Origin of the sequence: Pseudomonas sp. PA-4-8C, assembly GCF_021606625.1 — a bacterium.
Taxonomy (GTDB): domain Bacteria; phylum Pseudomonadota; class Gammaproteobacteria; order Pseudomonadales; family Pseudomonadaceae; genus Aquipseudomonas; species Aquipseudomonas lactis.
The window spans coordinates 1-24,105 of record NZ_WKCD01000065.1 but is presented as its reverse complement, the minus strand read 5'-3'; the positions used below and the strand labels follow the sequence as shown (position 1 = coordinate 24,105).

Genomic DNA, 24,105 nt, shown 5'->3' with positions numbered 1-24,105 from the left:
GCCCAGGGCGATGGCGCGCTGGGAGTCGTCGAGATCGAACGCCAAAGTGGCGGCCATTTCGTTGGCGGATGCTAGGTTTTCGGCGGCGTTGGCCAGGAGGGTTTCGGGATCGATGGTTGGGTTTACGAGGAATAGGTTGTCGCTTGGGCGTTCGACGGGTGCAGCGTCGCCGGATGGGGGCAAGTGATGATTGATTGCTCGCTGGGCTGCGGCTTGGAGCTTGGGATCGACGGGCGATGCGCTTTGATCAAGTGAAGAACTGCGTGTGTTGTTGTGCATGGGCGTAGCTCCAAATATTTACGGGAGTTAAAACGCCTTAGCAGTTCGGACTTCCACCTCCGGCCGCTGGGTTTGCAGCGGCTTGAGGAAATTAAGCCATAGGTGAGCTGAGGGCAAGCCGAGAACAGTGTGGGAAATCTCCCAGAAATACCGTTCTCTGCCCCCGATATTCGGCGCGCCCCCCAAGCCGTCTATCAAGAATAGTACGCAGGATTGGGAGAAAACGTTCCATTCCCTTCCCGACGAGGTACGACGGCGCCCACAAGGGGACTTGAGAAATGACAATACGAAAGATGAGATAATTTATCATTTGAATGAAGATTGTTTTTCGTAGCCTCTCCCCAAAAGTGATGAAGGTATATATATTCAAGCTCAAACCCGTCTACGTCGTTCTCCTTAGCTAGGAAAATGTGGTATGACACGCCATAAGGTATCGACGTTAATTACAAAAAAAATAATTGCTAAGGAGAGCGCCACGATGACTGGCACGGCACCGCTTATCCGTCCTAACTCACTAGGGGACACCACAGCGGAAAACGACGGAAAAATGCTTTCGGATGCTTTCGTCGCTACCGCTGACTTCCGCTCCTTAATCGAATCAGATGACAGGACGGTAGTTGTAGGCCGACGAGGCACGGGAAAGAGTGCGCTTTATATAGAGTTGCAGAAGCACTGGAAAAAAGATAAAAAAGTTGTCGTATTATGCTTTTCACCTGAAGACACAGAAATAATTGGCTTTAGATCTTTACTTCGCCCGTTCTCAGACTCTTTTAATCTTGCAAGAGCCGTCACCAAACTATTATGGAAATATACAATATTAATGGAGATGACAAACTACATCTCCTCCAACTACAAACTATCCTCACACCTAGAAAGAGACAGCTTACTTAACAAGCACCTTCTGAAATGGAACGAAGCAAAAGGCGGATACCTTACAAAGTGTCGAAACATTGCTAAACAATTTTTAAGTGCAACCTCTCCAGAAGAAACAGTCGGCGACCTACCTGGAAACTTGGAAATAAGCCAGATAGAGGAAAAAGTACTTACACTATTTGAAAAGGCTGATCGTCGTGTAGCTGTACTAATGGATAGACTTGACGAAGGCTATGAGTCAGACTCGGTCGGCATAGGTATGATTGCAGGCCTAACTTATGCTGCGATAGAGCTAAATAAGAAATCCCCCCTTATCAGGCCTATAATCTTCCTAAGAGACAATATTTATAGAACGCTAGCAAAAGAAGATCCAGACTACTCGAGAAATATAGAAGGTCAAGTAATAAGACTTCATTGGGACTGGGCTCAACTTCTAACCCTCGTCACAACCAGAATGAAGCTATCATTCAACATCACAATAGAAAAGGACCAGCGTGTCTGGGATAGAGTCACAGCAGGAGAGCTTCAAGGAAGAGAGGGATTTAAAAAATGTTTACAATTCACGTTATATCGACCTAGAGACTTACTTTCCTTACTAAATGAAGCCTTTTTTTGCGCTGCTAGAAACTCTCGCTCTACAGCGATAATTCAGGACTTAGATTATGCAGCCCAGTCTATTTCAGTGGCAAGGCTTGAAGACTTATGGAAGGAATACTCTAAAATATTCCCTTCCATACAATTGGTTACATGCGCATTTAAGGATGGAGAGCCAGAACTATTAGTTGGCACAGCTATAAAGATGATAGAGCGATATATTGAGCTCTCCGAAGAAGGCGACAATCACGAGGCTTTAGCTGAGACAAGAATTTTGCAATCCAGCGGACTCCTGCAGTCTCTTTATAGCGTAGGATTTATCGGAACACATGACAATAGTACATCTGCCTTCTCATTTTGTCATGACGGTAGAACCCCAGATAAAGGCTTCGAGGTTTCCGACAAGATATTGATTCATCCTTGCTACTGGCTCGGCCTCAATTTGAGCCGTGATGCTCTTGCCCCGGAGGAGGCAGAAGAGATAAATGACGAATATGATATTGTCGTGCAATCTACAACACCCGAAATTCGAAAACTAAAAATCGGCCAAGCTATTGCGCACCTTGAAAAAATCCCGACAGGTCGCGAACGAGCTAGGGACTTTGAACTATGGTGCCTTGATACATTAAGGATAATATTTGCGTCACACCTCATAAACCTGGAACCCTCACCTAACGGCACGTCCGTCCAAAGGCGCGATATAGTTGGCACAAACCGAGCCACATCTGATTTTTGGAAGCGTGTACAAGAAGACTATAAAGTACGACAGGTAGTGTTCGATGCTAAAAATTATTCAGGCCTAGGACCAGACGAGTACAGACAACTGCAATCGTACTTGACAGGTACACACGGGAAGCTTGGATTCATCATTACGAGAGATGAAGATGAACACATGTCGGCCACAGAACTCGACTGGGTACGTGAAATGCACCGATCTCATAGTGCGTTAATTATAAAACTACCTGCGCGATATCTTTGCAAGCTTCTTCAAAAATTAAGAAATCCGGAAAAACATGACGCAATTGACAGGCTCATGTTCTCACTTTTAGACACATATGAGAGAAGCTATCTCCAATTAAAAACCACCTACACTAGAAAACCGAAGAAAACAAAGACCTCAAACAATACGCATCATGTTAAGCGCTAAATGAAACTGGGTAAAAGGGAGACAGATTTATTTATCCGCCACGATATTGGTTTTGAGTTGGCAAAGAAAAAGCAAACGACTCACTCCCAGACGCACCTCACGATGGCCTACTGCTTCAACCCGACGTTTCACGGTGTAAGATACCCCACAACCGTCCACCATCGAGGCCGCCGTGACCGGGATATCCCTAAACCTGCCGGAAGACCTATTCAACTCTCCCAAAAAAGGGGACAGATTTATTTAATATTTGGAGGAACCCACTGGGATCATCGCGTACTACCGCGAAAAAGGAACCGGCAAAGAGAAGGTAGTGAGAGCAGAGGATCAGACTATGCCGCGACGATTACGCTGGTTATATGCTACGGAAAAAACGGCGAAACGGGCAGTGGATCGAAGATGGAACAGACCTGAGGTCAAAAATAACCCGGAAGGTTTCGCCTTAAAATGGCTAAAGCCATCTGTTCTGGACTACGAACCCAAATTTTATAGGCCATCACCAACCCAGTAATTTTATTTGCAGCGACTGCTTTATAGAGATATTCGTAGCCCTGTACTCGGACGAAAAATCTAAGCATTCCATCGCTCAACGTAAAAAACTCATCGTGCTCTAAATCTAAAGCTTCTGAGGACTCAAGCAGCTTTCGATAGTAGAAGGCGATTTCGTCTTGGTCGTCACCCCCTTGACCACCTATCGGCAGCGTCATATCCGGTCGGCCGTTAAATCCTTCGTGTGCAACCTTGTGGCATTCGTAACACAGCGTAATTCCGTTGCCGAGTTCATATCGCGCCTGCGAAAGCAATGTTCTTCTAAAAATATGATGCGCTTGGACCCGATCATCAGAATTACAGACGACACACTGGTGTGTATCCCTAGCTCTGATAAACCGACTCCAAAGCGCAAGACACCATCTATCTGAGCGGCTGTTATCAATTGCTCTATAGAGCCGATCTCTAAGCCTGATCAACTTTTCCTTATCGATAACAGAAATTTTCGAACAACTCACAACTCGCTCCTTGATCATCGTAGATTGATTGCGCCCGCTAGCCTCGTACTGCGCAGCTCCAACTAGAGATATATTTATGTTGAAACAACGCCGAAAGGTAGCAAAAAACGGACAGATTTATTTATACGCTCGCTGACAAAAAGCTAATCACAAGACAGCAAAAAGCCGCGTTATCCGCGGCTTTTTGCCTTAGGCCTTCAGCTCTTCTGGCGTATGCGCCTTAAGCCAATCAGCCAAAGCGGCGTTCATTCGCGTTTGCCAGCCCGGCCCAGAAGCCCTGAATCGCTCCAGCACGTCAGCATCAAAATGAACATTAACGTGCTCTTTAGTGGCTACCGACTTTGGCCGCCCGCGCTTGGGTTTGAGCATTTCCTTCGCCTGAGCTTTGCCAAACAATCCCACAAGCACCTCGCTGGCTGGCTTGGCCTTAGCAAAGTCCTCAGCCGACCATTCCGGGTTAGCTGTATCGACCCTCTCAGGACTGGGTTTCTTGGTCATAATTTTTGACCTCCCGTTTGTTGGCTTTACGAAAGCTGATGACGTGGACAGCGTCACCTCGTGGGGTGAACACTACGACATGCAGCCGATCCCCTATGTATCCCATCGCGATAACGACACTCACCGTAGTCGAATCGATCATCTTCCACGATCAAGGCCGTAGACCATTCAAAGTCCCGTACTAACGCAAATGGGAGTCCGCGTTCTTCAACGTTACGAGCGTCTTTGGCTGGGTCATAGGTAATCTGCATGTGATTATCGTAGCCACAATAAATCATCAACACGAGGTGCGCGTCGAAAGCCTACCGAGCGTGTACTCGGGTTACCACCGATGGTTGACTGACTAGGCTTGAGAACCCGTCGAGTACCTGACATGCATCCCTGATAAACTGCGCCCCATTCGCCTCGCCAACTCAGACTCTCCCATGTCCTTACAAACCGCCCCACTCTCCCGCCGCTTCTCCGTCGCCCCCATGATGGACTGGACCGACCGCCACTGCCGGTTCTTCCTACGCCTGCTCTCCAAACACGCCCTGCTCTACACCGAGATGGTCACCACCGGCGCTATCCTCCACGGCGACCAAGACCGCTTCCTGCGCCACAACGAAGCCGAGCACCCGCTGGCGCTGCAATTGGGCGGCAGTGTTCCGGCTGATCTGGCCGCCTGCGCCCGTATGGCCGAAGCGGCTGGTTATGACGAGGTGAACCTGAACGTCGGTTGCCCCAGCGACCGGGTGCAGAACAACATGATCGGCGCGATCCTCATGGCGCACCCTGCGCTGGTGGCGGACTGTGTGAAGGCCATGCGCGATGCGGTGTCGATCCCTGTGACGGTGAAGCACCGTATCGGCATCAATGGTCGGGACAGTTATGCCCAGTTGTGTGATTTCGTCGGCACAGTGAAGGACGCCGGTTGCACCAGTTTTACCGTGCATGCGCGGATTGCGATTCTGGAGGGGTTGTCGCCCAAGGAGAACCGGGACATTCCGCCGTTGCGTTATGACGTGGCGGCGCAGTTGAAGCGGGACTTTCCAGAGTTAGAGATTAATCTCAACGGTGGGATCAAGACGTTGAAGCAGTGCCAGGAGCATTTGCAGACGTTTGATGGGGTGATGTTGGGGCGGGAGGCTTATCACAATCCGTATTTGCTGGCGGAGGTGGATCAGCAGCTGTTTGGCAGCACCGCGCCTGTGATCACCCGCGCTGAGGCGTTGGCGCAGTTGCGTCCGTATATAGCCGAGCACTTGGCGACAGGCGGCGCGATGCATCACATTACGCGCCATGTTCTGGGGCTGGGGACCGGTTTTCCGGGGGCGCGTAAGTTTCGGCAGTTGTTGTCGGTGGATATTCATAAGGCGAGTGATCCGTTGGCGTTGTTGGATCAGGCGGGGGCTTTGTTGGAGGGGCGGTGACGGGTTGGGTGTCAGTGGGGGTATTTGGGGCTGACAGGCTGCTTTCGCGAGCAAGCCCGCTCCCACAGTTTTGAGCGATGTGTGTCAGGTGAATGTCAGTGGCTGGGCTGGCGTCATCGCAGGCAAGCCAGCTCCCACAGTTTGACTGATGGGGGGTCAGCTGAATGTCAGTGGCCGGGCTGGCGTCATGCAGGCAAGCCAGCTCTCACAATTTGACCGGGATGGTTATCGGGCAGTTAGGTTGAACCTGCCATCGATTTTGCCCTCCAACTGAGCACCACGGCCGGTAATTCAAACGGCCGTTTCCAGGTTATTGCCCTCGCAAACGACCTAACGCATTTGCGCCCTTGAGCGCCTGCCAGCGCTCGGGTAATGTCACTAGACCCACAGGACAGAGCACGCCCATGACTTCCAAGCTGGAACAACTCAAGCAATTCACCACCGTCGTAGCCGATACCGGCGATTTCTCCACGCTCGCCAAGCTCAAGCCGCAAGACGCGACCACCAACCCTTCCCTGCTGCTCAAGGCTGCGTCGATTCCTGGCTATGCCAAGCTGCTGGATGAGTGTGTGCAGGATTGCAACGGCGATGTGGGCCTGGCCAGTGACCGCTTTGCGGTGGCGGTGGGTCAAGAGATTCTCAAAGTAGTGCCGGGCCGTATTTCCACTGAGGTGGATGCGCGTCTGTCGTTCGACGAGGCCGCTATTCTCAAGCGTGCGCACCGTCTGATCGACCTGTACGACAAAGCCGGGGTCAGCCGCGACCGCGTGCTGATCAAGATCGCCTCCACCTGGGAAGGCATCCGCGCCGCCGAGAAGCTGGAAAAAGAAGGCATCCAGACCAACCTGACGCTGCTGTTCTCGTTTGCCCAGGCCGTGGCTTGTGCCGAAGCGGGTGTGTTTCTGATTTCGCCGTTCGTGGGCCGTATCTACGATTGGTACAAGAAGGCCAACGGCAACGACTACACCGGTTCCGATGACCCGGGCGTGCAGTCGGTGACCCGCATCTACAACTACTACAAGGCTAACGGCTACAAGACGGTGGTGATGGGTGCGAGCTTCCGTAACCTCAGCCAGATCGAGGAGTTGGCAGGGTGTGATCGCCTGACCATCAGCCCGGACCTGCTGGAGAAGCTGGCAGCCGATGAAGGCAAGCTTGAACGCAAGTTGGCGCCAGGGCATGCCGGTGAAGCACGGGTGCATATGACTGAAGCGCAGTTCCGTTGGGAGTCCAACGAGGACGCGATGGCGACTGAGAAGCTGGCAGAGGGCATTCGCCAGTTTGCTCGGGACCAGGAGAAGCTGGAGGCGTTGTTGTCGGCCAAGCTGTAAAGGCAGATAGCAGCAGAAAGGGCGGCACCTGTGAGGGTGCCGCCCTTTTTTTGCCTCGCTGTCACCGCCGTCCAGTGTGGGAGCTGGCTTGCCTGCGATAGCGGTGGGCCAGCCAACACTTCATCGACTGACAGTGCGCAATCGCAGGCAAGCCAGCTCCCACATTGGACTGTGTGTGTTTGAGCAGGGAGGCCGTCAGTGCCGCTCTAGGGCGTTGACGAGGTCGTGGAAGGCTTCGCGGTTGGACTCGTTCAAGCCCATCAGGATCTTGTGCGCTTCCAGCACCTTGACCCGCACGACCTCCTCGGACTGGTCCTGGGACGGCAGGTCGGTAAGGCATTCCGGGCAGGGGATCGGGCGGTCAACGATGTTGAACACCTGGTCAAAGCCCATGGACTGCAACAGACGGGTGATGTCTTCGTGGGTGGTGACCACGGTCGGCAACAGGCCGACCTTCTGCCGCGACAGAATGGACAACTTGGCCAACAGGCCCAGGGTGGTGCTATCGATGCTGCGCGTTTCGGTCAGGTCGATCACGATCGCCGAGAAGTTCAGGGCTGTGAAGATCCGCTCGATCGTCGCATCCAGGGCCGAACACAAGGTCAGGCGCACTTCACCGACAAACTTCAGGACGAAGGTCCCGTCTTGCTCGGCGAATTGGATTCTTCCGGTACTCATCAAAGATTCCTGCTCAACACCAATAGGGCGATATCATCCGGCATCTCCCCTAGCGTGGCCAATCCAAAAACCTGCCGCAGGCCATCCAGGCTGCCGCCCGCCGACTTGACCTTTTGGGGCAAGGCGGCTTCTTTCTCTTTGAGTGTAGGCTCTGGAAGAAGGTCCAGAATTCCGTCGGACAGCAGCGTCAGGCTGAAGGTCGGCGGCAATTCCAGGATGTGGTCTTCGTACGTGGCTTCGTTAAACAAGCCTACGGGCAGGCCACGCCCTTCCAGGTAGCGCACACTGTCAGGAGTGTATAAAACAGGCATCGGCAGGTGACCGCCAATACTGTAGGTCAAAAGACCGGTTTCTTCGTCGATCACGCCGCCGACCATCGTCACGTGCTTGCCCAGCTTGCAGCTGATCAGGCCTCGGTTGATGTGGCCCAGCACCTCGGAGGGGGTGAACTCCGGCAAGGTGCCATTGCGCTTGGACTCGAACAACAGCCGTGTGGTCATGAACTTCAACAACACGGTCACAAACGCTGAAGACGCGCCGTGGCCGGAAACGTCGGCCAGGTAGAACGCTACGCGCCGCTCATCGACGCGGAAATAGTCGACAAAATCACCCGACAGGTACAACGACGGGATGATCTGGTGGGCGAACTTGAATTCGTCGGTGGTCCAGGGGCTGACCGGCAGCATGTTCATCTGCACCTGGCGACCGGCGTTCTGGTCTTCCTGCAGCAGGTTCAGGCTGGCTTCGAGTTCGCGGTTGGCGGTCTCGAGCTTTTCACGGTAGCGCTGGTTTTCCAGGAGCAGGCGTGCACGGTCCAGTGCGCGGCGCACCGAGTGCTCCAGCACGGCCAGGTCTTCCAGGGGCTTGATCAGGTAATCGGCAGCGCCCAGGCGCAAGGCTTCAACGGCATCGTTCATGACACCGGCACCGGACACGACAATCACCGGCGTTTGCGGGGCAAGGTCGGTCACCTGGCGAATCAGCTCCAGGCCGCCCATCTGGGGCATGCGCAGGTCGCAGATCACGAGGTCGGGCTTGTCGCGCTCGAATACCTGGAGACCCTGTTGGCCATTACTGGCCTGCAGGACGCTGAAGCCACTGTCTTCCAAGTAGGCCGCGAGGCTCGCGCGCACTACTTCGTCGTCATCGATTATCAGCAGCGTGGCACTGGTTTTTTGCATGTGGGCAAACGGCGCCAGAATTAGGTTGGCGTAGGCGGCTCGGCAATGGCCGGGCTCACGTACTGGATTCGCTTTCTAGCCTCTCTGTCCTACAAAGCATTGGGATTTGGCCCATGCACAACGGTAAAGCAGAGGTGCCCTTCTAAGGCGCAGACGGTACTCCCATCCGTGAGGGGTTTCAAGCTCATGCCGATGGTCGCCGGGCGTCTTTACACCGCAAATCACCGGGAGTTATAAGAACCCTCACAACCACAACGCAAAGTAAGGATGGATGCTGTGAGCGAACACGAGCGCGACTACGCCGAAAAACGCGATTTCATCCGCATGCGAATAGATGCCGATGTGTCTTTGATCCATGCCGGGCAGGAGATCGCCGGTACCTGCGTGGACCTCTCCAGTTCCGGCATGCAGGTGCAGGCACCTCGCCAGTTCACGGTGGGTGACCTGCTGACCGTTCGCATTGATTCAGAACACGCTGCGCTCAGGGGTCTTGAAGCGGATTCCGAGGTGGTGTGGACCAAGGCAGTAGGCGATGACCAGCATCTGGGCCTCAAGATTCTGAAAATGCGCTAACGCAGCATCCAGCCCCTGCGCAAGGGTGACGCGGAGCGTCACGGGATGCGTTCCCACGCGGAGCGTGGGGAACGATCAGCGCGCACAAAAAAGGCGACCTTACAAAGGTCGCCTTTTTCATTTCAAAACGTCACAGCTTAAAAGTCGTCAACGACCTTGCCGTCCTTGACCTTGAACTCACGGTTCTGCAGGTAAGCGTTACGAATGAAGGTGTACTTGTCGCCACTGATCAGCTTCTCGCTGTCGAGCAGGCTGGCACGCACGTCGACGACGTTGAGGCCGAAGGTGCTGTTACGCCAGCCGATGTCGTTCATGTAGCGGTACGGTTGGGTGTAGCTGTCGACGTATTTGGACGGCGCATCACGCAAGGTGCTTGGGCCCAGCAACGGGATCATCACGTACGGGCCGCTGCCCACGCCCCAGTAGCCGAGGGTTTGGCCGAAGTCTTCATCGCTGCGCTGCAGCCCCATTTTGGTGCCGACGTCGATAAAGCCCAGGACGCCAAATGTGGTGTTGACCAACAGGCGCGCAGTGTCGACGCCTGCATTGTGCGGCTTGAGTTGCAGCACGTTGTTGGCCAGGTTGCCGACATCACCGATGTTGCGGAAGAAGTTGTGAACGCCGTCCTGCACAAATTGTGGGGTGACGAACTGATAGCCCTGGGCGATTGGCTTGAGGGCATAGGTGTCAACGGTGTCGTTGAAGGTGAAGATGGGGCGGTTGACGCTTTCCCATGGGTCATCTTCCGAGGCCGCTTGGGCAGCGAACGGTGCCAACAGGATGGTGGCACACACCGATAGCTGAGCGAAGTACTGGCTCCAGCGCATAGCTTTTGCTCCTTGAATGGTCTGTCATGGGCGCTATGCCCTGAATAAGGCCGTCAGTATATGACGGAAGTGCCGATTTAGGCAGCTACCTAGAATCGTCTTACGTAAAATGCACAAAATTCCTACAAATATCGACAGTGTCATCCCCTTGTCATGCCGCCCCGATAGCGTGGCAGCTATTTCAGGGACGTTCAGATGCCACACGCCGAGATTGCCGTCGCCGCAGCCCCCTCATTGACCGCCGTGTTATTTGGCCTGAGTGGCTGCCTGGTAGATTTTGGTTCCCTGGCGCGCACCGACTCACCGTGCGCGGATGCCGAGGCCACGCCGGGCGCATTGAAAATCCTGCGCAGCCTCAAAGAACAAGGCGTGCCCTGCGCCTGGCTGGACGAACTGCCTCCCGCCGTGACCACGCCACTGTGCGCCGGCCTGCCTGGCTGGCTCAAGGCCGCCTCACCCTCCTCCATTCGCTGGCCCGCGCCCCACGCCTGCTGGCAAGCCCTGATGGAGTTGAACATCGAACGCCTGGAAGGCTGCGTACTGGTCAGCGGCGAGCCGCGCCTGCTGCAATCGGGCCTGAATGCCGGTTTGTGGACCATCGGCCTGGCCTCCTGCGGTTCGCTCTGCGGCCTGTCGCCCCAGCAATGGCAGGCGCTGACCGAGCAGCAACGCGAACACAAGCGTGGCAAGGCCACGGTGGCACTCTATGGCCTGGGCGTGCACTCGGTGATTGACCACCTTGGCGAACTCGGCACCTGCCTGGCCGACATCCGTCTGCGCCAACTCAAGGGCGAGAAGCCCTGATCGAGATCATGCACAGTTGGCCCCAGTGGATTAATCTACAGGTCAGCCCGTAGACCTTTCACGGCGCGCCGCGGTCTATGCCAGTGCCTATCGATAAAAGGAAAGAACGTCATGCCTGATCGCGAGAAGTTACAACAGCAGGCCGATATTGTGCGTGAGCAACTGGAGAATCATCCCGAGTTGCCCGCCGAGAAACGTCAAGCATTGGAAGAGTTGATCGCCAAATTCGAAGTCCAGTTGGAAATGGAACCGGCCACCCAGACGCCCAGCATCGCTGACGATGTGAACCGGGCAGTGGAAGGTTTTGAACTGGACCATCCAGGCATTGCCGGGACGTTGCGCAATATCGTGCTGACCCTGGGCAATATCGGCATCTAACCCAATCCCAAGCCAAACACACAACCAAATGTGGGAGCTGGCTTGCCTGCGATAGCGGTGTATCAGTCACTTGATGAATGACTGAAAGATCGCAATCGCAGGCAAGCCAGCTCCCACAGTTTTTTGTATGAAGGCTTATTGGCGCGCCAGGCGCACGTTCAGGAACTGGGTGTTCTCAGTGCTGCGGTACGGGTTGATATCCAACCCACCCCGGCGCACATACCGCGCATACACCGTCAACTTCTCCGGCTTGAGCAAGCGCTGCAAGTCCAAGAAGATCCGCTCCACACACTGCTCATGAAAATCCGAGTGCTGGCGAAAGCTGACGATATATTCCAGCAGGCTGGCATGATCCAGCGCCGCACCGCGATATTCCACCACCACACTGCCCCAGTCAGGCTGGCTGGTCACCGGGCAGTTGGATTTGAGCAGGTGGCTGTGCACGCTCTCCTCCACCACGCGCGAATCATCGCAACGCAGCAGTTCCGGGCGCGGGTGTTCGTAGCTGCTGACGTTGATATCCAGGTCGTCAATGCACACGCCCGGGAGCGCCATCACGCCTTCGGCCTCAATATCGGCCAGGCTGCGAATGCGCACGCTCACGGGCTTGCCGGCAGCAGCGCTGAGGTCGGTGCGCAGGGTGGCTTCAAGGCTTTGCGTGTCGGCAAACGCGGTCTGGTTCAACGAGTTGAGGTACAGCTTGAACGACTTGGACTCGATGATGTTTGGCGAGTCGGCCGGAATGCTGAATTCACCGATGGCTACCACCGGCTTGCCCGAGGGCAACAGCCAGGACAGTTCGAAGCAGTTCCAGAAATCCACGCCCTTGTACGGCAGGGTCTCGGCGCTCAGGCCCAGCTCGGCCCACTTGGCGGCGCGTGGAATCGGGAACAACAACGAAGGCGTGTAAGTGCTGATGTATTCACTGGACTTGCCCAGCGGCGAATGTTCGGCTGCGGGATGCATGGCGGAAACCTGGCTAAATAAACCGCGCCAGTCTACCAGCCTTTGCCCCCGCCCTTAACAAACGCCTCACTCAACGGTCAGTTTGCCGACCATGCCTGCCTGGTAATGCCCAGGCAGGTTGCAGGCGAACTCAAGGCCCGTGGCCTGCTTGAACGTCCAGGTCAGCTCGGCCGTCTTGCCCGGCTCCACCAGCACACTGTTGGGATCGTCGTGCTTCATGCCGCCCATGTCGCCGTGGCCCATGGCGCTGTGATCCATCTTGCCCATGCCGGTGGCGGTGAGCATGCCACTGGCTTGCATCTGCAACATCTCTTTCTGGTGGGCGGCATGCATGGCCGCGTCACCCAGGTTGAACTCATGCAGCAACTGGCCTTTGTTGACTAGCACGAAGCGCACGGTTTCACCGGCCTTGACGTCCAGGGACTTGGGCTCAAAGGCAATGTCCCGCAGCGTGACTTCAACGGTGCGCGTGGCTTTATCCGCCGGGGCCGGCTGTCCGAACGCGTAGGTGTGAGTCGCATCCGCCAGTGCATTGAAACTCAACGCCAACACGCAGCCCGCCAATAACTGGGGTGTACGCAACGCCATCTTTCACTCTCCAAAATAGGTATCCAGCTTGGGCAACACTTTAAGATGGCCTCGCTGCCAGTCAGCTGACTGCTAGATTACAACTTTGTCAGCTTGCGCCCATACCCCGGAGCCCAGGGTATAAAGGCCGGCGTCCACCTTGACCAAGAGCCCTACATGAAACTGCTGATCGTCGAAGACCAACCCAAAACCGGTCATTACCTGCGTCAGGGCCTGGCCGAAGCGGGCTTTACCACCGAACTGGTGGCCGACGGCACCTGTGGCCAGCACTTGGCGCTAACGGGCGACTATGACTTGTTGATCCTCGATGTGATGCTGCCCGGCCGCGATGGCTGGCAAATCCTGCAGGCGGTGCGCAGTGCCGGCCTGGACATCCCGGTGCTGTTCCTCACCGCTCGCGATGCCGTAGAAGACCGAGTACATGGCCTGGAGCTGGGCGCCGACGATTACCTGGTCAAACCCTTCGCCTTTTCCGAACTGCTGGCGCGGGTGCGCACCTTGTTGCGCCGTGGCAGCAGCACGCCGCAGGACACCACGCTGCAACTGGCCGACCTGAGCCTGGACTTGATCCGCCGCCGCGTCGAGCGCAGCGGCCAGCGCATCGACCTCACCGCCAAGGAGTTCGCCTTGCTGGAGCTGCTGCTACGCCGCCAGGGCGAAGTGCTGCCCAAGACGCTGATCGCCTCCCAGGTGTGGGACATGAATTTCGACAGCGACACCAACATCATCGAAGTCGCCATTCGCCGCCTGCGCCTGAAGGTCGACGACAATTTCCCCAACAAACTGATCCACACCGTGCGCGGCATGGGTTACGTGCTGGAGGAACGGTTCACGTGATCAAGCGCCTGTCCCTGACCAGCCGCCTGGCGCTGCTGTTTGCCGCCTGCACGGCGGTGGTCTCGTTGATCGCCGGGGTGTTGTTCAACCGGGCCAGCGAGGCGCACTTCATGGAGCTGGACCAGCAACAGCTCGAAAGCAAACTGGTGGCCCTGCGCAGCACCTTGCAGGGTGTCACCTCACGGGAAGACCTCGCCCAGCGCACCCCTCAACTGCGTGCCGAACTCGATCACCAGCCCGACCTCGCCTTGCGCATCACCGGGGCGGGTCAACGTTGGCTGGACGGCGCGCCACACCTTCCCTTGCCCCAAGCACCCGGCCTGCACAGCCTGCAATACGCAGGCACCGACTACCGCGTCTTCATCGCACCCTTGACGCCCAGCCAACTGGATTCGCCACAGCTGATCCTGATCCTCGACATCACTCACCACCAGCACTTTCTACAACGCATGCAACGCTTGATCTGGCTGGCCGTGAGCCTCTCGGCCCTGGCCACCGCCCTGCTCGGCGCCTGGGCTGCACGCAGCGGGTTGCGCCCACTGCGGCGCATGGGTGAAGTGGCCGCCAGCGTCTCCGCCCACTCCCTCACACAACGCTTACCCCAAGAGCAAATGCCGGTGGAACTCGCGGAACTGGCCCAGGCCGTCAACGCTATGCTGGCGCGCCTGGACGATGCCTTTCAGCGCCTGTCCGCCTTCAGCGCGGATATCGCCCACGAACTGCGCACACCGCTGTCCAACCTGCTGACCCAGACCCAAGTCATCCTCACCCAACCGCGCCGGCTGGAGGATTACCGCGAGGCGCTGCACAGCAACCTGGAAGAGCTGCAATGGATGGCGCAACTGGTCAACGACATGCTTTACCTGGCCAAAGCTGACCACGGCTTGCTGATGCCCAGCCGTGAAGCTCTGGATTTGGGCGATGAGGTCGACGCACTGTTGGAGTTCTTTACCCTGCTGGCGGAGGACGCGCAGGTGAGGCTGGTGCGCGAAGGCAGCGCCCAGACGATGGGCGATCGCGGTATGTTGCGCCGGGCCTTGTCGAATCTGCTGGATAACGCGCTGCGGTTTACCCCACTAGGCGGTGAAGTGCGGGTGCGGCTCGAGAGTGGCGTGACACTGACGGTTGAGAACAGCGGGGAAGGTATTCCTGCGCCGTTATTGCCGCGGCTGTTTGACCGGTTCTACCGAGCCGACCCGTCGAGGCGTGCAGGTAGCAGTGAACATGCAGGGTTGGGGTTGGCGATTACCCAGTCGATTGTGCGGGCCCATGGGGGCAGGATTTATTGTGAGTCGCAGGCGGGCTGGACCCGGTTTGTGATTGAGTTGCCTAAGGGCGACTGCTGATCGTTCCCACGCTCCGCGTGGGAATGCAGTCCAGGACGCTCTGCGTCCTAACAGCGGACGCGGAGCGTCCGGTGAGGCATTCCCACGCAGAGCGTGGGAACGATCAGGTTACGAATACCTGAGCGCATGCGCCGGCTCAATCTTCGCCGCCCGATACGCTGGGTAAATCGTCGCCAAGAAGCTCAACACAAACCCCGCCGAGCAAATCAGCAACACATCCCCACCTTGCAGCTCCGACGGCAGGTTGCTGACAAAGTACACATCCGAACTGAAGATATGCTGCCCGCTCACCCGCTCCAGCCAGCCCACCAGTTCACTTACGTTCAGCGCCGCAATCACCCCCAGCACGCCGCCGATCAAGGTGCCGACCACGCCAATCACAGTACCCTGCACCATGAAGATCGCCATGATCTGCCGAGGCGTGGCGCCGATGGTGCGCAGGATGGCGATGTCCGCGCCCTTGTCGTTCACCACCATGATCAAGGTAGCGATGATGTTGAACGCGGCCACGGCGACGATCATCAGCAACAGCAGGCCGATCATGGTCTTTTCCATTTTCATCGCGCTGAACAGGCTGCCCTGGGTGTGGGTCCAGTCGTCCGGCTTGTAGGCCGCGCCCAGGCTGGCGGCGATATCTGCCGAGACTTTCGGCGCTGCATACAGGTCCTTCACCGCCAGGCGCACGCTTTGCACCTGGTTGGGCTGCCAATGCTGGATTTCAGCGGCGTCGGCCATGTGGATCAGGGCCATGGAGCCATCCAGCTCGGCGCCGACTTTGAAGATACCCACCACATTCAGGCGCTGCATGCGCGGGGTGATGCCGCCCGGCGCGCTGCTGAGTTCCGGCACGATCAGGGTCAGCTTGTCGCCCACGCTCAGGCGAAAGCGGCGTGCGGTGATATCACCGACCACCACCCCGAACTCGCCGGGTTTGAGGTCGTCGAGTTTGCCGCGCACGATGTGCTGGGCCACGATCGACACCTTGCCTTCCTGGGCCGGGTCGACGCCGCTGATTTCGATCGGCTGCATCGCGCCCTTATAGGAAAACATGCCATCCATCTGGGTGAAGGGCACGGCGGCGGTGACTTGCGGGTTCTTCATCGCGGCGGCGGCCACCGGCTGCCAATCATCAATCGGCTTTACGCCGACGATGGTGGCGTGGGGCACCATGCCGAGGATGCGCGAGCTCATTTCACGCTGAAAGCCGTTCATCACCGAAAGCACTACGATCATCGCCAGTACGCCCAGGGCGAGGCCGATCATCGAGGTCATCGAGATAAACGAGACAAAACGGTTGCGGCGCTTGGCGCGGGTATAGCGCGTGCCGATGAAAATGGATAACGGTCTGAACATTCGCGGGCACCGTTGGAAAAATGAAAAAGCCCGGCCTCAAAAAACCGGGCTTGCAACAGGTCAGATAGCGACCAGATGACCTTCCTGCAAATGCAGTACGCGGTCCATCTGCCGGGCCATGCTCATGTCATGAGTGACCACCAGGAACGCGGTGCGCATCTGGGTGCTCAGCTCCAGCATCAAGTCCTTGATGCCCTGGGCGGTGTGAGAGTCGAGGTTACCGGTCGGCTCGTCGAGCATCACCAGGCCGGGGTTGTTCACCAGGGCACGGGCGATCGCCACGCGCTGGCGCTCACCACCGGACAACTCCGCTGGCTTGTGCTCCAGGCGATGGCCCAGGCCGACGCGCTCAAGCAACGCCGTGGCACGCTGGCGCGCTTCAGGAATCGCGGTCTTGCCGATCAACAGCGGCATGCACACGTTTTCCAGGGCGGTGAATTCCGGCAGCAAGTGGTGGAACTGGTACACAAAGCCCAACGAGCGGTTGCGCAGTTGGCCACGGGCCTTTTCATTCAAGGCCGACAGTTCTTCACCGGCCAGCCAGACGCTGCCCTGGGAAGGCGTATCGAGGCCGCCCAACAGGTTGAGCAAGGTACTTTTGCCGGAACCGGAACTGCCGACGATCGCCACGCGCTCGCCAGGGTGCAGTTCAAGCTGCAGGTTGGACAGCACCACCACCGACTCCGGGCCCTCCTCGTAGGATTTGCCCAGGTTGCGGCAGCTCAGGATTGCTTTTTCACTCATGCCCGATTCACTCATAACGTAATGCCTGTGCTGGCTGGGTACGTGCCGCGCGCCAGGCTGGATACAGGGTGGCAAGGAAGCTCAGGACCAACGCGGCGCCGCCCACCATCAGCACGTCCTGGGTTTGCACCTGGGACGGCAAGTAATCGATGAAGTAGACGTCGGCGTTGAGAAACTTGTGGCCGATCACTTTTTCAAGCAGGGCAATGGCGGCGCTGACGTTCAGCGCGGCCAGAATGCCCACCGCCGTGCCGATCAGGGTGCCGACCACGCCGATGACGGTGCCCTGCACCATGAAGATCGCCATGATCTGCCCCGGCGTGGCGCCCAACGTACGCAGAATGGCGATGTCGCCCTTCTTGTCGTTCACCACCATCACCAGCGTGGAGATGATGTTGAAAGCCGCCACGGCGACGATCAGCAACAACAACAGGCCGATCATGGCTTTTTCCATGCGGATGGCCTGGTACAGGTTGCCGTGGGTGCGGGTCCAGTCGCGGGCGTAGTACTCGGTCTCCCCCAGGTGCTGGGCAATTTCCCAGGCACCGCGCGGCGCATCGAACAGGTCGTTGAATTTCAGGCGCAGGCCCTGCACCTGGTCAGGCTGCTAGCGATGCAGGCGGGCCAGGTCGGTGAGGTTGGTCAGGCCGATGTAACCGTCGATCTCGCCAGCACCGACGTGGAAGGTGCCCACCACGGTAAAGCGCTTCATGCGCGGGAACATACCGGCCGGGGTCACGGTGACTTCCGGGGCGACGAAGGTCAGCTTGTCGCCAACCTCCACGCCCAGCTTGGCCGCGGCCTTGTCACCGATGACGATGCCGAAGCTGCCGGGCGCCAGCGCGTCGAGCTTACCTTGCAGCATGAACTTGTCGATGATCGAGACGTTGTGTTCCTGGGCCGGGTCGATGCCATTGAGCAGGATCTTCTGCACTTTGCCGTCGTTGGTCAGCAACCCCTGCATCTGGGTAAACGGCGCGACCGCCACCACCTTGGGGTTCTGCTGGACCTTGGCGGCCAGGCTTTGCCAGTCATTGATCGGCGCATCGCCTTCAATGGTCGCGTGGGGCACCATGCCCAGCACGCGGGTGCGCATCTCATGATCGAAGCCGTTCATCACCGACAGCACCACGATCATCACGACCACGCCCAGGGCGAGACCGATCATCGAGGTCAAGGAAATGAACGACACAAAATGATTGCGACGCTTTGCACGGGTATAACGCGTGCCGATAAATACGAAGAGAGGTCTGAACATGTCGGGGCTTGTTCGGAGGAAAAGAAGACGTCCCGGTGGCGGGGTCTGGTCAGCAGCTTTACACTCAGACCATTACCGTAACCTGGGGTTCGCCATGTCGACATTAGATGAAGAAGAGCGCCGCGAATACTACCGTATCGACGACATGATCGCACTTCAAATCAAACCCCTGTCCGGCCCCGACGCGGCGAGCAAGGAAGTGTTGCTGGATGATTCGCCGCTGTTCAATCTGCTCAGCGAGCTGCACTTGAGCGAATTCGAAGCCCAGCACCTGCTGCGCCAGATCAACGAGAAAGACCGCAGCCTCGCGGCGTTCCTCAAAGTGCAGAACAAACGCCTGGACCTGCTCAGCCAGGTCATGGCTCGCGGTTTGCTGAACGAGGTAGGTGCGCCGCAACCGGTGATCCTCTCCGAAGGCGGCATCGACTTCCAGCACCCCACGCCGCTGGCCGCCGACACTCACCTAGCGGTCAAGCTGGTGCTGATGCCCCAGGCGCTCGGTCTGTTGCTACGCGCGCGGGTGACCCATTGCGACCCCAAGGGCGACGGCTTTGATGTGGGCACGGAATTCGAGTCCATGACCGATGCCCAACGCCAACTGCTGGCGCGCTATATCCTGCAGAAACAGGCCCAGGAACGCCGCCTGGCGCGAGAACAAAGCGAAGACCTCTGAATGCGTATTCACGACGCCAGCCATCCTGGCGCAAAGGAGCAACTGTGACCCTGATTTACGGCCACCGCGGTGCCAAAGGCGAAGCACCGGAAAACACCCTGACCAGCTTTCAGGAATGCCTCAAGCACGGCGTACGCCGCTGCGAGCTGGACTTGCACCTGTCCATAGACGGCGAGTTGATGGTCATCCACGACCCGACCCTCAAGCGCACCACCGACCGGCGCGGCAAAGTCGTCGAGTATTCGGCGGCCGACCTGGTGAAAATGGACGCGCGCAAAGGCGGCCCAGGCTGGGTCAGCCCCTGCCCGATCCCGCGCCTGGAGGCGTTGTTCGAACAGTGCGACTTCGATCACTGGCAACTGGAAGTCAAAAGCGCCTCGCGTACCCGCGCCGCGACCACCGTGCTGGCGATTCGCGAAATGGCCGTGCGCTTTGGCTTGATGGACAAGGTCACGGTGACGTCAAGCTCGCGGGAAGTGCTCAAGGCCGCCGTGGAACTCACCCCAGACCTGTCACGCGGCCTGGTCGCCGAATACGCCTGGCTCGACCCGCTGAAGGTCGCGCAGAACTACGGCTGTGAGTACTTGGCATTGAACTGGACGCTGTGCACCCCCGAGCGGCTGGAAAAAGCCCAGCGCCAGGGCTTGCATGTGTCCGTGTGGACAGTCAACGAACCTGCGCTGATGCGCAGGCTCGCCGACTTCGGCGTAGATAGCCTGATTACAGACTTTCCCGGTTTGGCCACTGCCACCCTCGAGAATTACTGAAATCGGTCTCCCCGGCCGGCTCAGGCCACCGGCCGGAGCCGCTCAAAAAAGCCGGTTGAGGCCGTCGTAGGCCGCTACCCGATAGGCTTCGGCCATGGTCGGGTAGTTGAAGGTGGTGTTGACGAAATACTTGAGGGTATTTTGCTCACCCGGCTGGTTCATGATCGCCTGGCCGATGTGCACGATCTCCGAGGCCTGGTAGCCGAAGCAATGCACGCCGAGTACTTCCAGGGTTTCGCGGTGGAACAGGATTTTCAGCATGCCTTGCGGCTCACCGGCAATCTGCGCACGCGCCATGCTCTTGAAGAACGCCTTGCCGACTTCGTAAGGCACCTTGGCCTTGGTCAGTTCGTGCTCGTTCTTGCCGATGGAGCTGATCTCGGGAATCGTGTAGATCCCGGTCGGCACGTCGTTCACGTAGCGCCAGCTGCCATTGTCGACAATGCTGCCAGCGGCCGAGCGGCCCTGGTCATGGGCGGCACTGGCCAGGCTTGGCCAGCCGATCACGTCACCGGCGCCGTAGATGTTCGGCACGCAGGTGCGGTAGTTCTCATCCACTTCGATCTGGCCACGGCTGTTGACCTTGACCCCGATGTTTTCCATGCCCAGCTTGTCGGTGTTGCCGGTACGGCCGTTGCACCACAGCAAGGCGTCGGCCTTGATCTTCTTGCCGGACTTGAGGTGCAGGATCACCCCGTTGTCCAGGCCTTCGACCCGCTCGTACTCTTCGTTATGGCGCACGGTGATGTTGTTGTTGCTGAAGTGGTAGCTCAACGCCTGGGAAATTTCCGAGTCGAGGAAGCTGAGCAACTGGTCACGGTTGTCCACCAGCTCCACCAGTACACCCAGGCCGCTGAAGATCGAGGCGTATTCACAGCCGATCACGCCGGCGCCGTAGATGATCAGTTTGCGCGGGGTGTGGCCCAGGCTCAGGATGGTGTCGCTATCGTAGATACGCGGGTGGTGGAAATCGATGTCCGCCGGGCGATACGGGCGCGAACCGGTGGCGATGATGATGTGCTTGGCCACCAGCTTCTCGACCACGCCATTGGCGCAGACCACTTCGACGGTTTGCTCGTCGGCGAAACTGCCGGTGCCGAAGAACAGGTCGACGCGGTTACGGGCGTAGTAGCCGGTGCGCGAGGCGACTTGCTTGGAGATGACTTTTTCAGCGCTTTTCAATACGTCCGGGAACGAGAACCAGCGCGGCTCACCAATGGCCCGGAACATCGGGTTGGTGTTGAACTGCATGATCTGCCGTACCGAGTGACGCAACGCCTTGGACGGGATGGTACCCAGGTGGGTGCAGTTACCGCCGACCTGGCGACGGCTATCGACCATCGCCACCTTGCGCCCTGCTTTGGCAGCGTTCATCGCCGCACCTTCTCCAGCTGGGCCGGAACCCAGTACCACCACGTCGTAGTTGTAGACAGCCATGCGTACTCCTCAGAACAGGCCAGGCGTACGGTTGGACGCCGGGCTAAATCATGCCGCGGCCAGCGTGCATGAAGGACAATTTGGCTCAAGTGTGTGTGAACCGGGGCACAGTCTATAGAAGCCCGAGCGCCGCGAACATTAACCCTTGGTCGCGTCGTAGGCCAGTGTTGCCATACTACAGGACGCAAACCAGCGCCGAATTCAGGATGAGCCATTATGCGACAACTATTTTTCTGTTTGATGCTGATGGTGTCGCTCACGGCGCACGCCAACGATGCGCAGCGGCTCAAGCAGGCAAGCTTCCCCGCACAGGTCGAGGGGCTGGCCCTGAAAAACCAGGCGGTATTCAACTATCTGTGGGCGGATGTATATGCGGCGGCGTTGTATGCCCCGGCTGAACTGCCGGCAAAGCAGGCCTGGGACCAGCAGGAGGCTGTGCGCCTGGCGCTGTATTACTTTCGCGACATCGACCGCAATGATGTGATCAAGGCGGCCACCGTCACCCTGGAACGCCAGCAGGCCAATGCCGGGTTGAACTCGGAGATAGCCAAGCTGCACGCGCGCTTTCGGGATATTCGCAGCGGCGATCGCTATGCGCTGGATTTTTGTCCGGGGCGCGGGTTGAATCTGGAGATTAATGGGCAGGTGGTGTTCAGCAGCCCAGATGCTGAGTTAGCGAAGGCCTACCTGGGTATCTGGCTAGCGCCCAAAGGGCTGTCGGACAGTTTGCGCAACACGCTACTCAAGTGATGGAGGTGTTGACCCTTCCATCGTCATCGCGGGCAAGCCCGCACACAGGTAAATGCATTTCAACTGTGGGAGCTGGCTTGCCTGCGATAAGGCCCTCCCAGGCACCACAAAACCCACAGGCATAAAAAAGCCCCGAACCAGTCGGGGCTTTTTCATTCAGCGAGGCTTAGCGCGGAAACGCAGGCGGGTTGACCCCAGCCATGTCTTCCATCACGCGAACCACCTGGCAGCTGTAGCCGAACTCGTTGTCGTACCACACGTACAGCACAACACGGTTGTCCTGGGTGATGGTCGCTTCGGCGTCCACCACACCGGCGTGGCGCGAGCCAACGAAGTCGGTGGAGACCACTTCCTGAGAATTGACGAAGTCGATCTGCTTATGCAGGTCGGAGTGCAGCGCCATGTAGCGCAGGTACTCGTTCATCTCTTCACGGGTGGCGGCTTTCTCAAGGTTCAGGTTGAGAATGGCCATCGACACGTTCGGCGTCGGTACACGGATGGCGTTACCGGTCAGCTTGCCGGCCAGCTCAGGCAGGGCCTTGGCAGCGGCAGTGGCAGCACCGGTCTCGGTGATCACCATGTTCAACGCGGCGCTACGGCCACGGCGATCGCCTTTGTGGAAGTTGTCGATCAAGTTCTGGTCGTTGGTGTACGAGTGAACGGTTTCAACGTGGCCGTTGATGATGCCGAACTTGTCGTTCACGGCCTTGAGCACCGGCACGATGGCGTTGGTGGTGCAGGACGCGGCGGACACAATCTTGTCGTCAGCGGTGATTTCAGCATGGTTGATGCCGTGCACGATGTTCTTGAGCTTGCCCTTGCCAGGCGCGGTCAGCACAACGCGGTCAACACCCGGGCACGCCAGGTGCTGGCCCAGGCCCTCGGCATCACGCCATACGCCGGTGTTGTCCACCAGCAGCGCGTCTTTGATGCCGTACTGGGTGTAATCCACCTCAGTCGGGTTCTTCGCGTAGATCACCTGGATCAGGTTACCGTTGGCGGTGATGGTGTTGTTTTCTTCGTCAATGGTGATGGTGCCATTGAACGAGCCGTGTACCGAGTCGCGACGCAGCAGGCTGGCGCGCTTGGTCAGGTCGTTCTCGGCGCCTTTGCGCACCACGATGGCACGCAGGCGCAGGCCGTCGCCGCCACCGGTTTTCTCGATCAGGATGCGCGCCAGCAGGCGGCCGATACGGCCAAAGCCGTACAACACCACGTCGGTGCCTTTGCGGGCGGCAGCGTTTTGCTGGCCAACCACATCGGCCATTTCTTCACGCACGAACTGCTCGGCGGTGCGGCCAGCGCCTTCTTTGCGGAATTTGTACGCCAACTTGCCCAGGTCTACCGAAGCCGCGCCGAGCTTGAGCTCGCTCATGGCTTTGAGCAGTGGGAATGTTTCGTGGACGGAGAGTTCGCTGTCGTCGGCGGAGCGATGGCGCGCAAAGCGGTGGGCTTTGAGAATCGCGATGACAGACTGGTTGATCAGGCTGCGGCCATAGATCGAGCTCACCACATTGTTATTGCGGTACAGCTGACCGATAAGCGGAATCATCGCTTCAGCGAGTGCTTCACGGTCGATCCATTCACCAAGACACTGGTCGGGCTTCTGAGTCACGGGAACCTTCCACATGTAGGGGCAGAAAAAAGGGGCTACATTATGTCGCCCGACTGAGCGTTGAGCAATGCGCCAAGGGCAACAAAAAGCCCTTGCAAAAAAATACCACCGCGCTACAGCCCAGGAAACACGCGGGTTCCAGAAGGCCACTAGTTTGGCGAGCAGGCCGACTTGTCCGTAACCCTCCTAAAC

Annotated in this window: 24 protein-coding genes and 2 pseudogenes; 12 read left to right on the top strand and 14 right to left on the bottom strand. The window is 57.8% G+C overall.

Features of this window, described 5'->3' with window-relative positions; translation table 11 throughout:
* Nucleotides 1–279: DUF6124 family protein (locus GIW04_RS12995; protein WP_236478999.1), on the bottom strand; the 279-nt coding region annotated here is incomplete at its 3' end.
* A gap of 415 nt (nucleotides 280–694) precedes the next feature.
* On the opposite strand from GIW04_RS12995, the gene GIW04_RS12990 reads away from it, so the two are divergent.
* Complete coding sequence (locus GIW04_RS12990; RefSeq protein WP_232964758.1) at nucleotides 695–2,893, top strand: P-loop ATPase, Sll1717 family; 2,199 nt, start codon at nucleotides 695–697, stop codon at nucleotides 2,891–2,893.
* Between the two features lie 259 nt (nucleotides 2,894–3,152).
* A pseudogene (locus GIW04_RS12985) lies at nucleotides 3,153–3,299 on the top strand (phage late control D family protein); the annotation flags it as partial.
* Between the two features lie 7 nt (nucleotides 3,300–3,306).
* Here GIW04_RS12985 and GIW04_RS12980 read toward each other — a convergent pair.
* The 3 genes from GIW04_RS12980 to GIW04_RS31480 form a co-directional block, all read right to left on the bottom strand.
* The gene (locus tag GIW04_RS12980) at nucleotides 3,307–3,897 is read right to left on the bottom strand and encodes an HNH endonuclease (protein ID WP_183043762.1); all 591 of its coding nucleotides are present in this window, start codon (nucleotides 3,895–3,897) and stop codon (nucleotides 3,307–3,309) included.
* A 189-nt stretch (nucleotides 3,898–4,086) separates the two neighbouring features.
* Nucleotides 4,087–4,395, bottom strand: coding sequence for a BrnA antitoxin family protein (locus GIW04_RS12975; RefSeq protein WP_120247679.1), 309 nt, complete (start codon nucleotides 4,393–4,395; stop codon nucleotides 4,087–4,089).
* A complete protein-coding gene (locus GIW04_RS31480; RefSeq protein WP_413469147.1) occupies nucleotides 4,373–4,501 on the bottom strand; it encodes a BrnT family toxin in 129 nt (42 codons plus the stop codon). The genes GIW04_RS12975 and GIW04_RS31480 overlap by 23 nt, the downstream gene beginning before the upstream one ends.
* 319 nt (nucleotides 4,502–4,820) lie before the next feature.
* Here GIW04_RS31480 and dusA point away from each other — a divergent pair, with 319 nt between their 5' ends.
* Together dusA and tal are read left to right on the top strand one after the other, a co-directional pair.
* The gene (dusA, locus tag GIW04_RS12970; protein WP_120247678.1) at nucleotides 4,821–5,807 is read left to right on the top strand and encodes a tRNA dihydrouridine(20/20a) synthase DusA; all 987 of its coding nucleotides are present in this window, start codon (nucleotides 4,821–4,823) and stop codon (nucleotides 5,805–5,807) included.
* A 404-nt stretch (nucleotides 5,808–6,211) separates the two neighbouring features.
* Entirely contained in the window at nucleotides 6,212–7,138 is a 927-nt protein-coding gene (tal, locus tag GIW04_RS12965) for a transaldolase (protein ID WP_003189693.1), read from the top strand.
* Nucleotides 7,139–7,333: 195 nt separating this feature from the next.
* On the opposite strand, the gene rssC is transcribed toward tal, so the two are convergent.
* Both rssC and rssB read right to left on the bottom strand, forming a co-directional pair.
* Nucleotides 7,334–7,816 carry an anti-sigma factor antagonist RssC gene (rssC, locus tag GIW04_RS12960; RefSeq protein WP_003172602.1) on the bottom strand — a complete coding sequence of 161 codons (483 nt, stop codon included), beginning with the start codon at nucleotides 7,814–7,816 and terminating at the stop codon, nucleotides 7,334–7,336.
* On the bottom strand, nucleotides 7,816–8,997 hold the full coding sequence (gene rssB, locus GIW04_RS12955) for a two-component system response regulator RssB (RefSeq protein WP_003189691.1): 1,182 nt from the start codon (nucleotides 8,995–8,997) through the stop codon (nucleotides 7,816–7,818). The genes rssC and rssB overlap by 1 nt, the downstream gene beginning before the upstream one ends.
* A 276-nt stretch (nucleotides 8,998–9,273) precedes the next feature.
* Between rssB and GIW04_RS12950 the strand changes: the two genes are divergently transcribed.
* Nucleotides 9,274–9,570: a PilZ domain-containing protein gene (locus tag GIW04_RS12950; protein WP_120247677.1), complete on the top strand. Its 297-nt coding sequence runs from the start codon at nucleotides 9,274–9,276 to the stop codon at nucleotides 9,568–9,570.
* 137 nt (nucleotides 9,571–9,707) lie between these two features.
* On the opposite strand, the gene GIW04_RS12945 is transcribed toward GIW04_RS12950, so the two are convergent.
* On the bottom strand, nucleotides 9,708–10,397 hold the full coding sequence (locus GIW04_RS12945) for an MlaA family lipoprotein (protein ID WP_003189688.1): 690 nt from the start codon (nucleotides 10,395–10,397) through the stop codon (nucleotides 9,708–9,710).
* A gap of 195 nt (nucleotides 10,398–10,592) precedes the next feature.
* Between GIW04_RS12945 and GIW04_RS12940 the strand changes: the two genes are divergently transcribed.
* Together GIW04_RS12940 and GIW04_RS12935 are read left to right on the top strand one after the other, a co-directional pair.
* Nucleotides 10,593–11,201: a hypothetical protein gene (locus tag GIW04_RS12940; protein ID WP_003189687.1), complete on the top strand. Its 609-nt coding sequence runs from the start codon at nucleotides 10,593–10,595 to the stop codon at nucleotides 11,199–11,201.
* 111 nt (nucleotides 11,202–11,312) lie between these two features.
* Nucleotides 11,313–11,579, top strand: a complete 267-nt coding sequence (locus tag GIW04_RS12935; protein ID WP_014717525.1) for a DUF4404 family protein — start codon at nucleotides 11,313–11,315, stop codon at nucleotides 11,577–11,579.
* Nucleotides 11,580–11,714: 135 nt separating this feature from the next.
* Here the strand turns inward: GIW04_RS12935 and queF are convergent, their stop codons facing one another.
* Nucleotides 11,715–12,545 (bottom strand): NADPH-dependent 7-cyano-7-deazaguanine reductase QueF, encoded by an 831-nt coding sequence (gene queF / locus GIW04_RS12930; RefSeq protein WP_003189684.1) that lies wholly within the window; start codon nucleotides 12,543–12,545, stop codon nucleotides 11,715–11,717.
* A 66-nt stretch (nucleotides 12,546–12,611) separates the two neighbouring features.
* Nucleotides 12,612–13,133 (bottom strand): copper-resistant cuproprotein CopI, encoded by a 522-nt coding sequence (copI, locus tag GIW04_RS12925; protein WP_120247676.1) that lies wholly within the window; start codon nucleotides 13,131–13,133, stop codon nucleotides 12,612–12,614.
* Nucleotides 13,134–13,289: 156 nt separating this feature from the next.
* Between copI and GIW04_RS12920 the strand changes: the two genes are divergently transcribed.
* The gene (locus GIW04_RS12920; RefSeq protein WP_057710857.1) at nucleotides 13,290–13,970 is read left to right on the top strand and encodes a heavy metal response regulator transcription factor; all 681 of its coding nucleotides are present in this window, start codon (nucleotides 13,290–13,292) and stop codon (nucleotides 13,968–13,970) included.
* Nucleotides 13,967–15,316, top strand: coding sequence for a heavy metal sensor histidine kinase (locus GIW04_RS12915; protein ID WP_120247675.1), 1,350 nt, complete (start codon nucleotides 13,967–13,969; stop codon nucleotides 15,314–15,316). The genes GIW04_RS12920 and GIW04_RS12915 overlap by 4 nt, the downstream gene beginning before the upstream one ends.
* A gap of 108 nt (nucleotides 15,317–15,424) precedes the next feature.
* Here the strand turns inward: GIW04_RS12915 and GIW04_RS12910 are convergent, their stop codons facing one another.
* The 3 genes and pseudogenes from GIW04_RS12910 to GIW04_RS12900 all read right to left on the bottom strand — a co-directional run bounded on the left by GIW04_RS12910 (nucleotide 15,425) and on the right by GIW04_RS12900 (nucleotide 18,671).
* Nucleotides 15,425–16,669 (bottom strand): lipoprotein-releasing ABC transporter permease subunit, encoded by a 1,245-nt coding sequence (locus GIW04_RS12910; RefSeq protein WP_032892838.1) that lies wholly within the window; start codon nucleotides 16,667–16,669, stop codon nucleotides 15,425–15,427.
* A gap of 60 nt (nucleotides 16,670–16,729) precedes the next feature.
* Nucleotides 16,730–17,413: a lipoprotein-releasing ABC transporter ATP-binding protein LolD gene (gene lolD / locus GIW04_RS12905; protein ID WP_019818240.1), complete on the bottom strand. Its 684-nt coding sequence runs from the start codon at nucleotides 17,411–17,413 to the stop codon at nucleotides 16,730–16,732.
* Between the two features lie 7 nt (nucleotides 17,414–17,420).
* Nucleotides 17,421–18,671, bottom strand: a pseudogene (locus GIW04_RS12900) (lipoprotein-releasing ABC transporter permease subunit).
* Nucleotides 18,672–18,765: 94 nt separating this feature from the next.
* Between GIW04_RS12900 and GIW04_RS12895 the strand changes: the two are divergent.
* Both GIW04_RS12895 and GIW04_RS12890 read left to right on the top strand, forming a co-directional pair.
* On the top strand, nucleotides 18,766–19,344 hold the full coding sequence (locus GIW04_RS12895; RefSeq protein WP_003189673.1) for a PilZ domain-containing protein: 579 nt from the start codon (nucleotides 18,766–18,768) through the stop codon (nucleotides 19,342–19,344).
* 44 nt (nucleotides 19,345–19,388) lie between these two features.
* Nucleotides 19,389–20,111, top strand: coding sequence for a glycerophosphodiester phosphodiesterase (locus GIW04_RS12890; RefSeq protein ID WP_120247674.1), 723 nt, complete (start codon nucleotides 19,389–19,391; stop codon nucleotides 20,109–20,111).
* A 42-nt stretch (nucleotides 20,112–20,153) separates the two neighbouring features.
* Here the strand turns inward: GIW04_RS12890 and sthA are convergent, their stop codons facing one another.
* A complete protein-coding gene (gene sthA, locus GIW04_RS12885; RefSeq protein ID WP_003189670.1) occupies nucleotides 20,154–21,548 on the bottom strand; it encodes a Si-specific NAD(P)(+) transhydrogenase in 1,395 nt (464 codons plus the stop codon).
* Between the two features lie 216 nt (nucleotides 21,549–21,764).
* On the opposite strand from sthA, the gene GIW04_RS12880 reads away from it, so the two are divergent.
* Nucleotides 21,765–22,298 (top strand): chalcone isomerase family protein, encoded by a 534-nt coding sequence (locus GIW04_RS12880; RefSeq protein ID WP_120247673.1) that lies wholly within the window; start codon nucleotides 21,765–21,767, stop codon nucleotides 22,296–22,298.
* Nucleotides 22,299–22,464: 166 nt separating this feature from the next.
* Here GIW04_RS12880 and GIW04_RS12875 read toward each other — a convergent pair whose 3' ends face one another.
* On the bottom strand, nucleotides 22,465–23,928 hold the full coding sequence (locus GIW04_RS12875; RefSeq protein WP_032900472.1) for a glyceraldehyde-3-phosphate dehydrogenase: 1,464 nt from the start codon (nucleotides 23,926–23,928) through the stop codon (nucleotides 22,465–22,467).
* Between the last annotated feature and the right edge of the window lie 177 nt (nucleotides 23,929–24,105).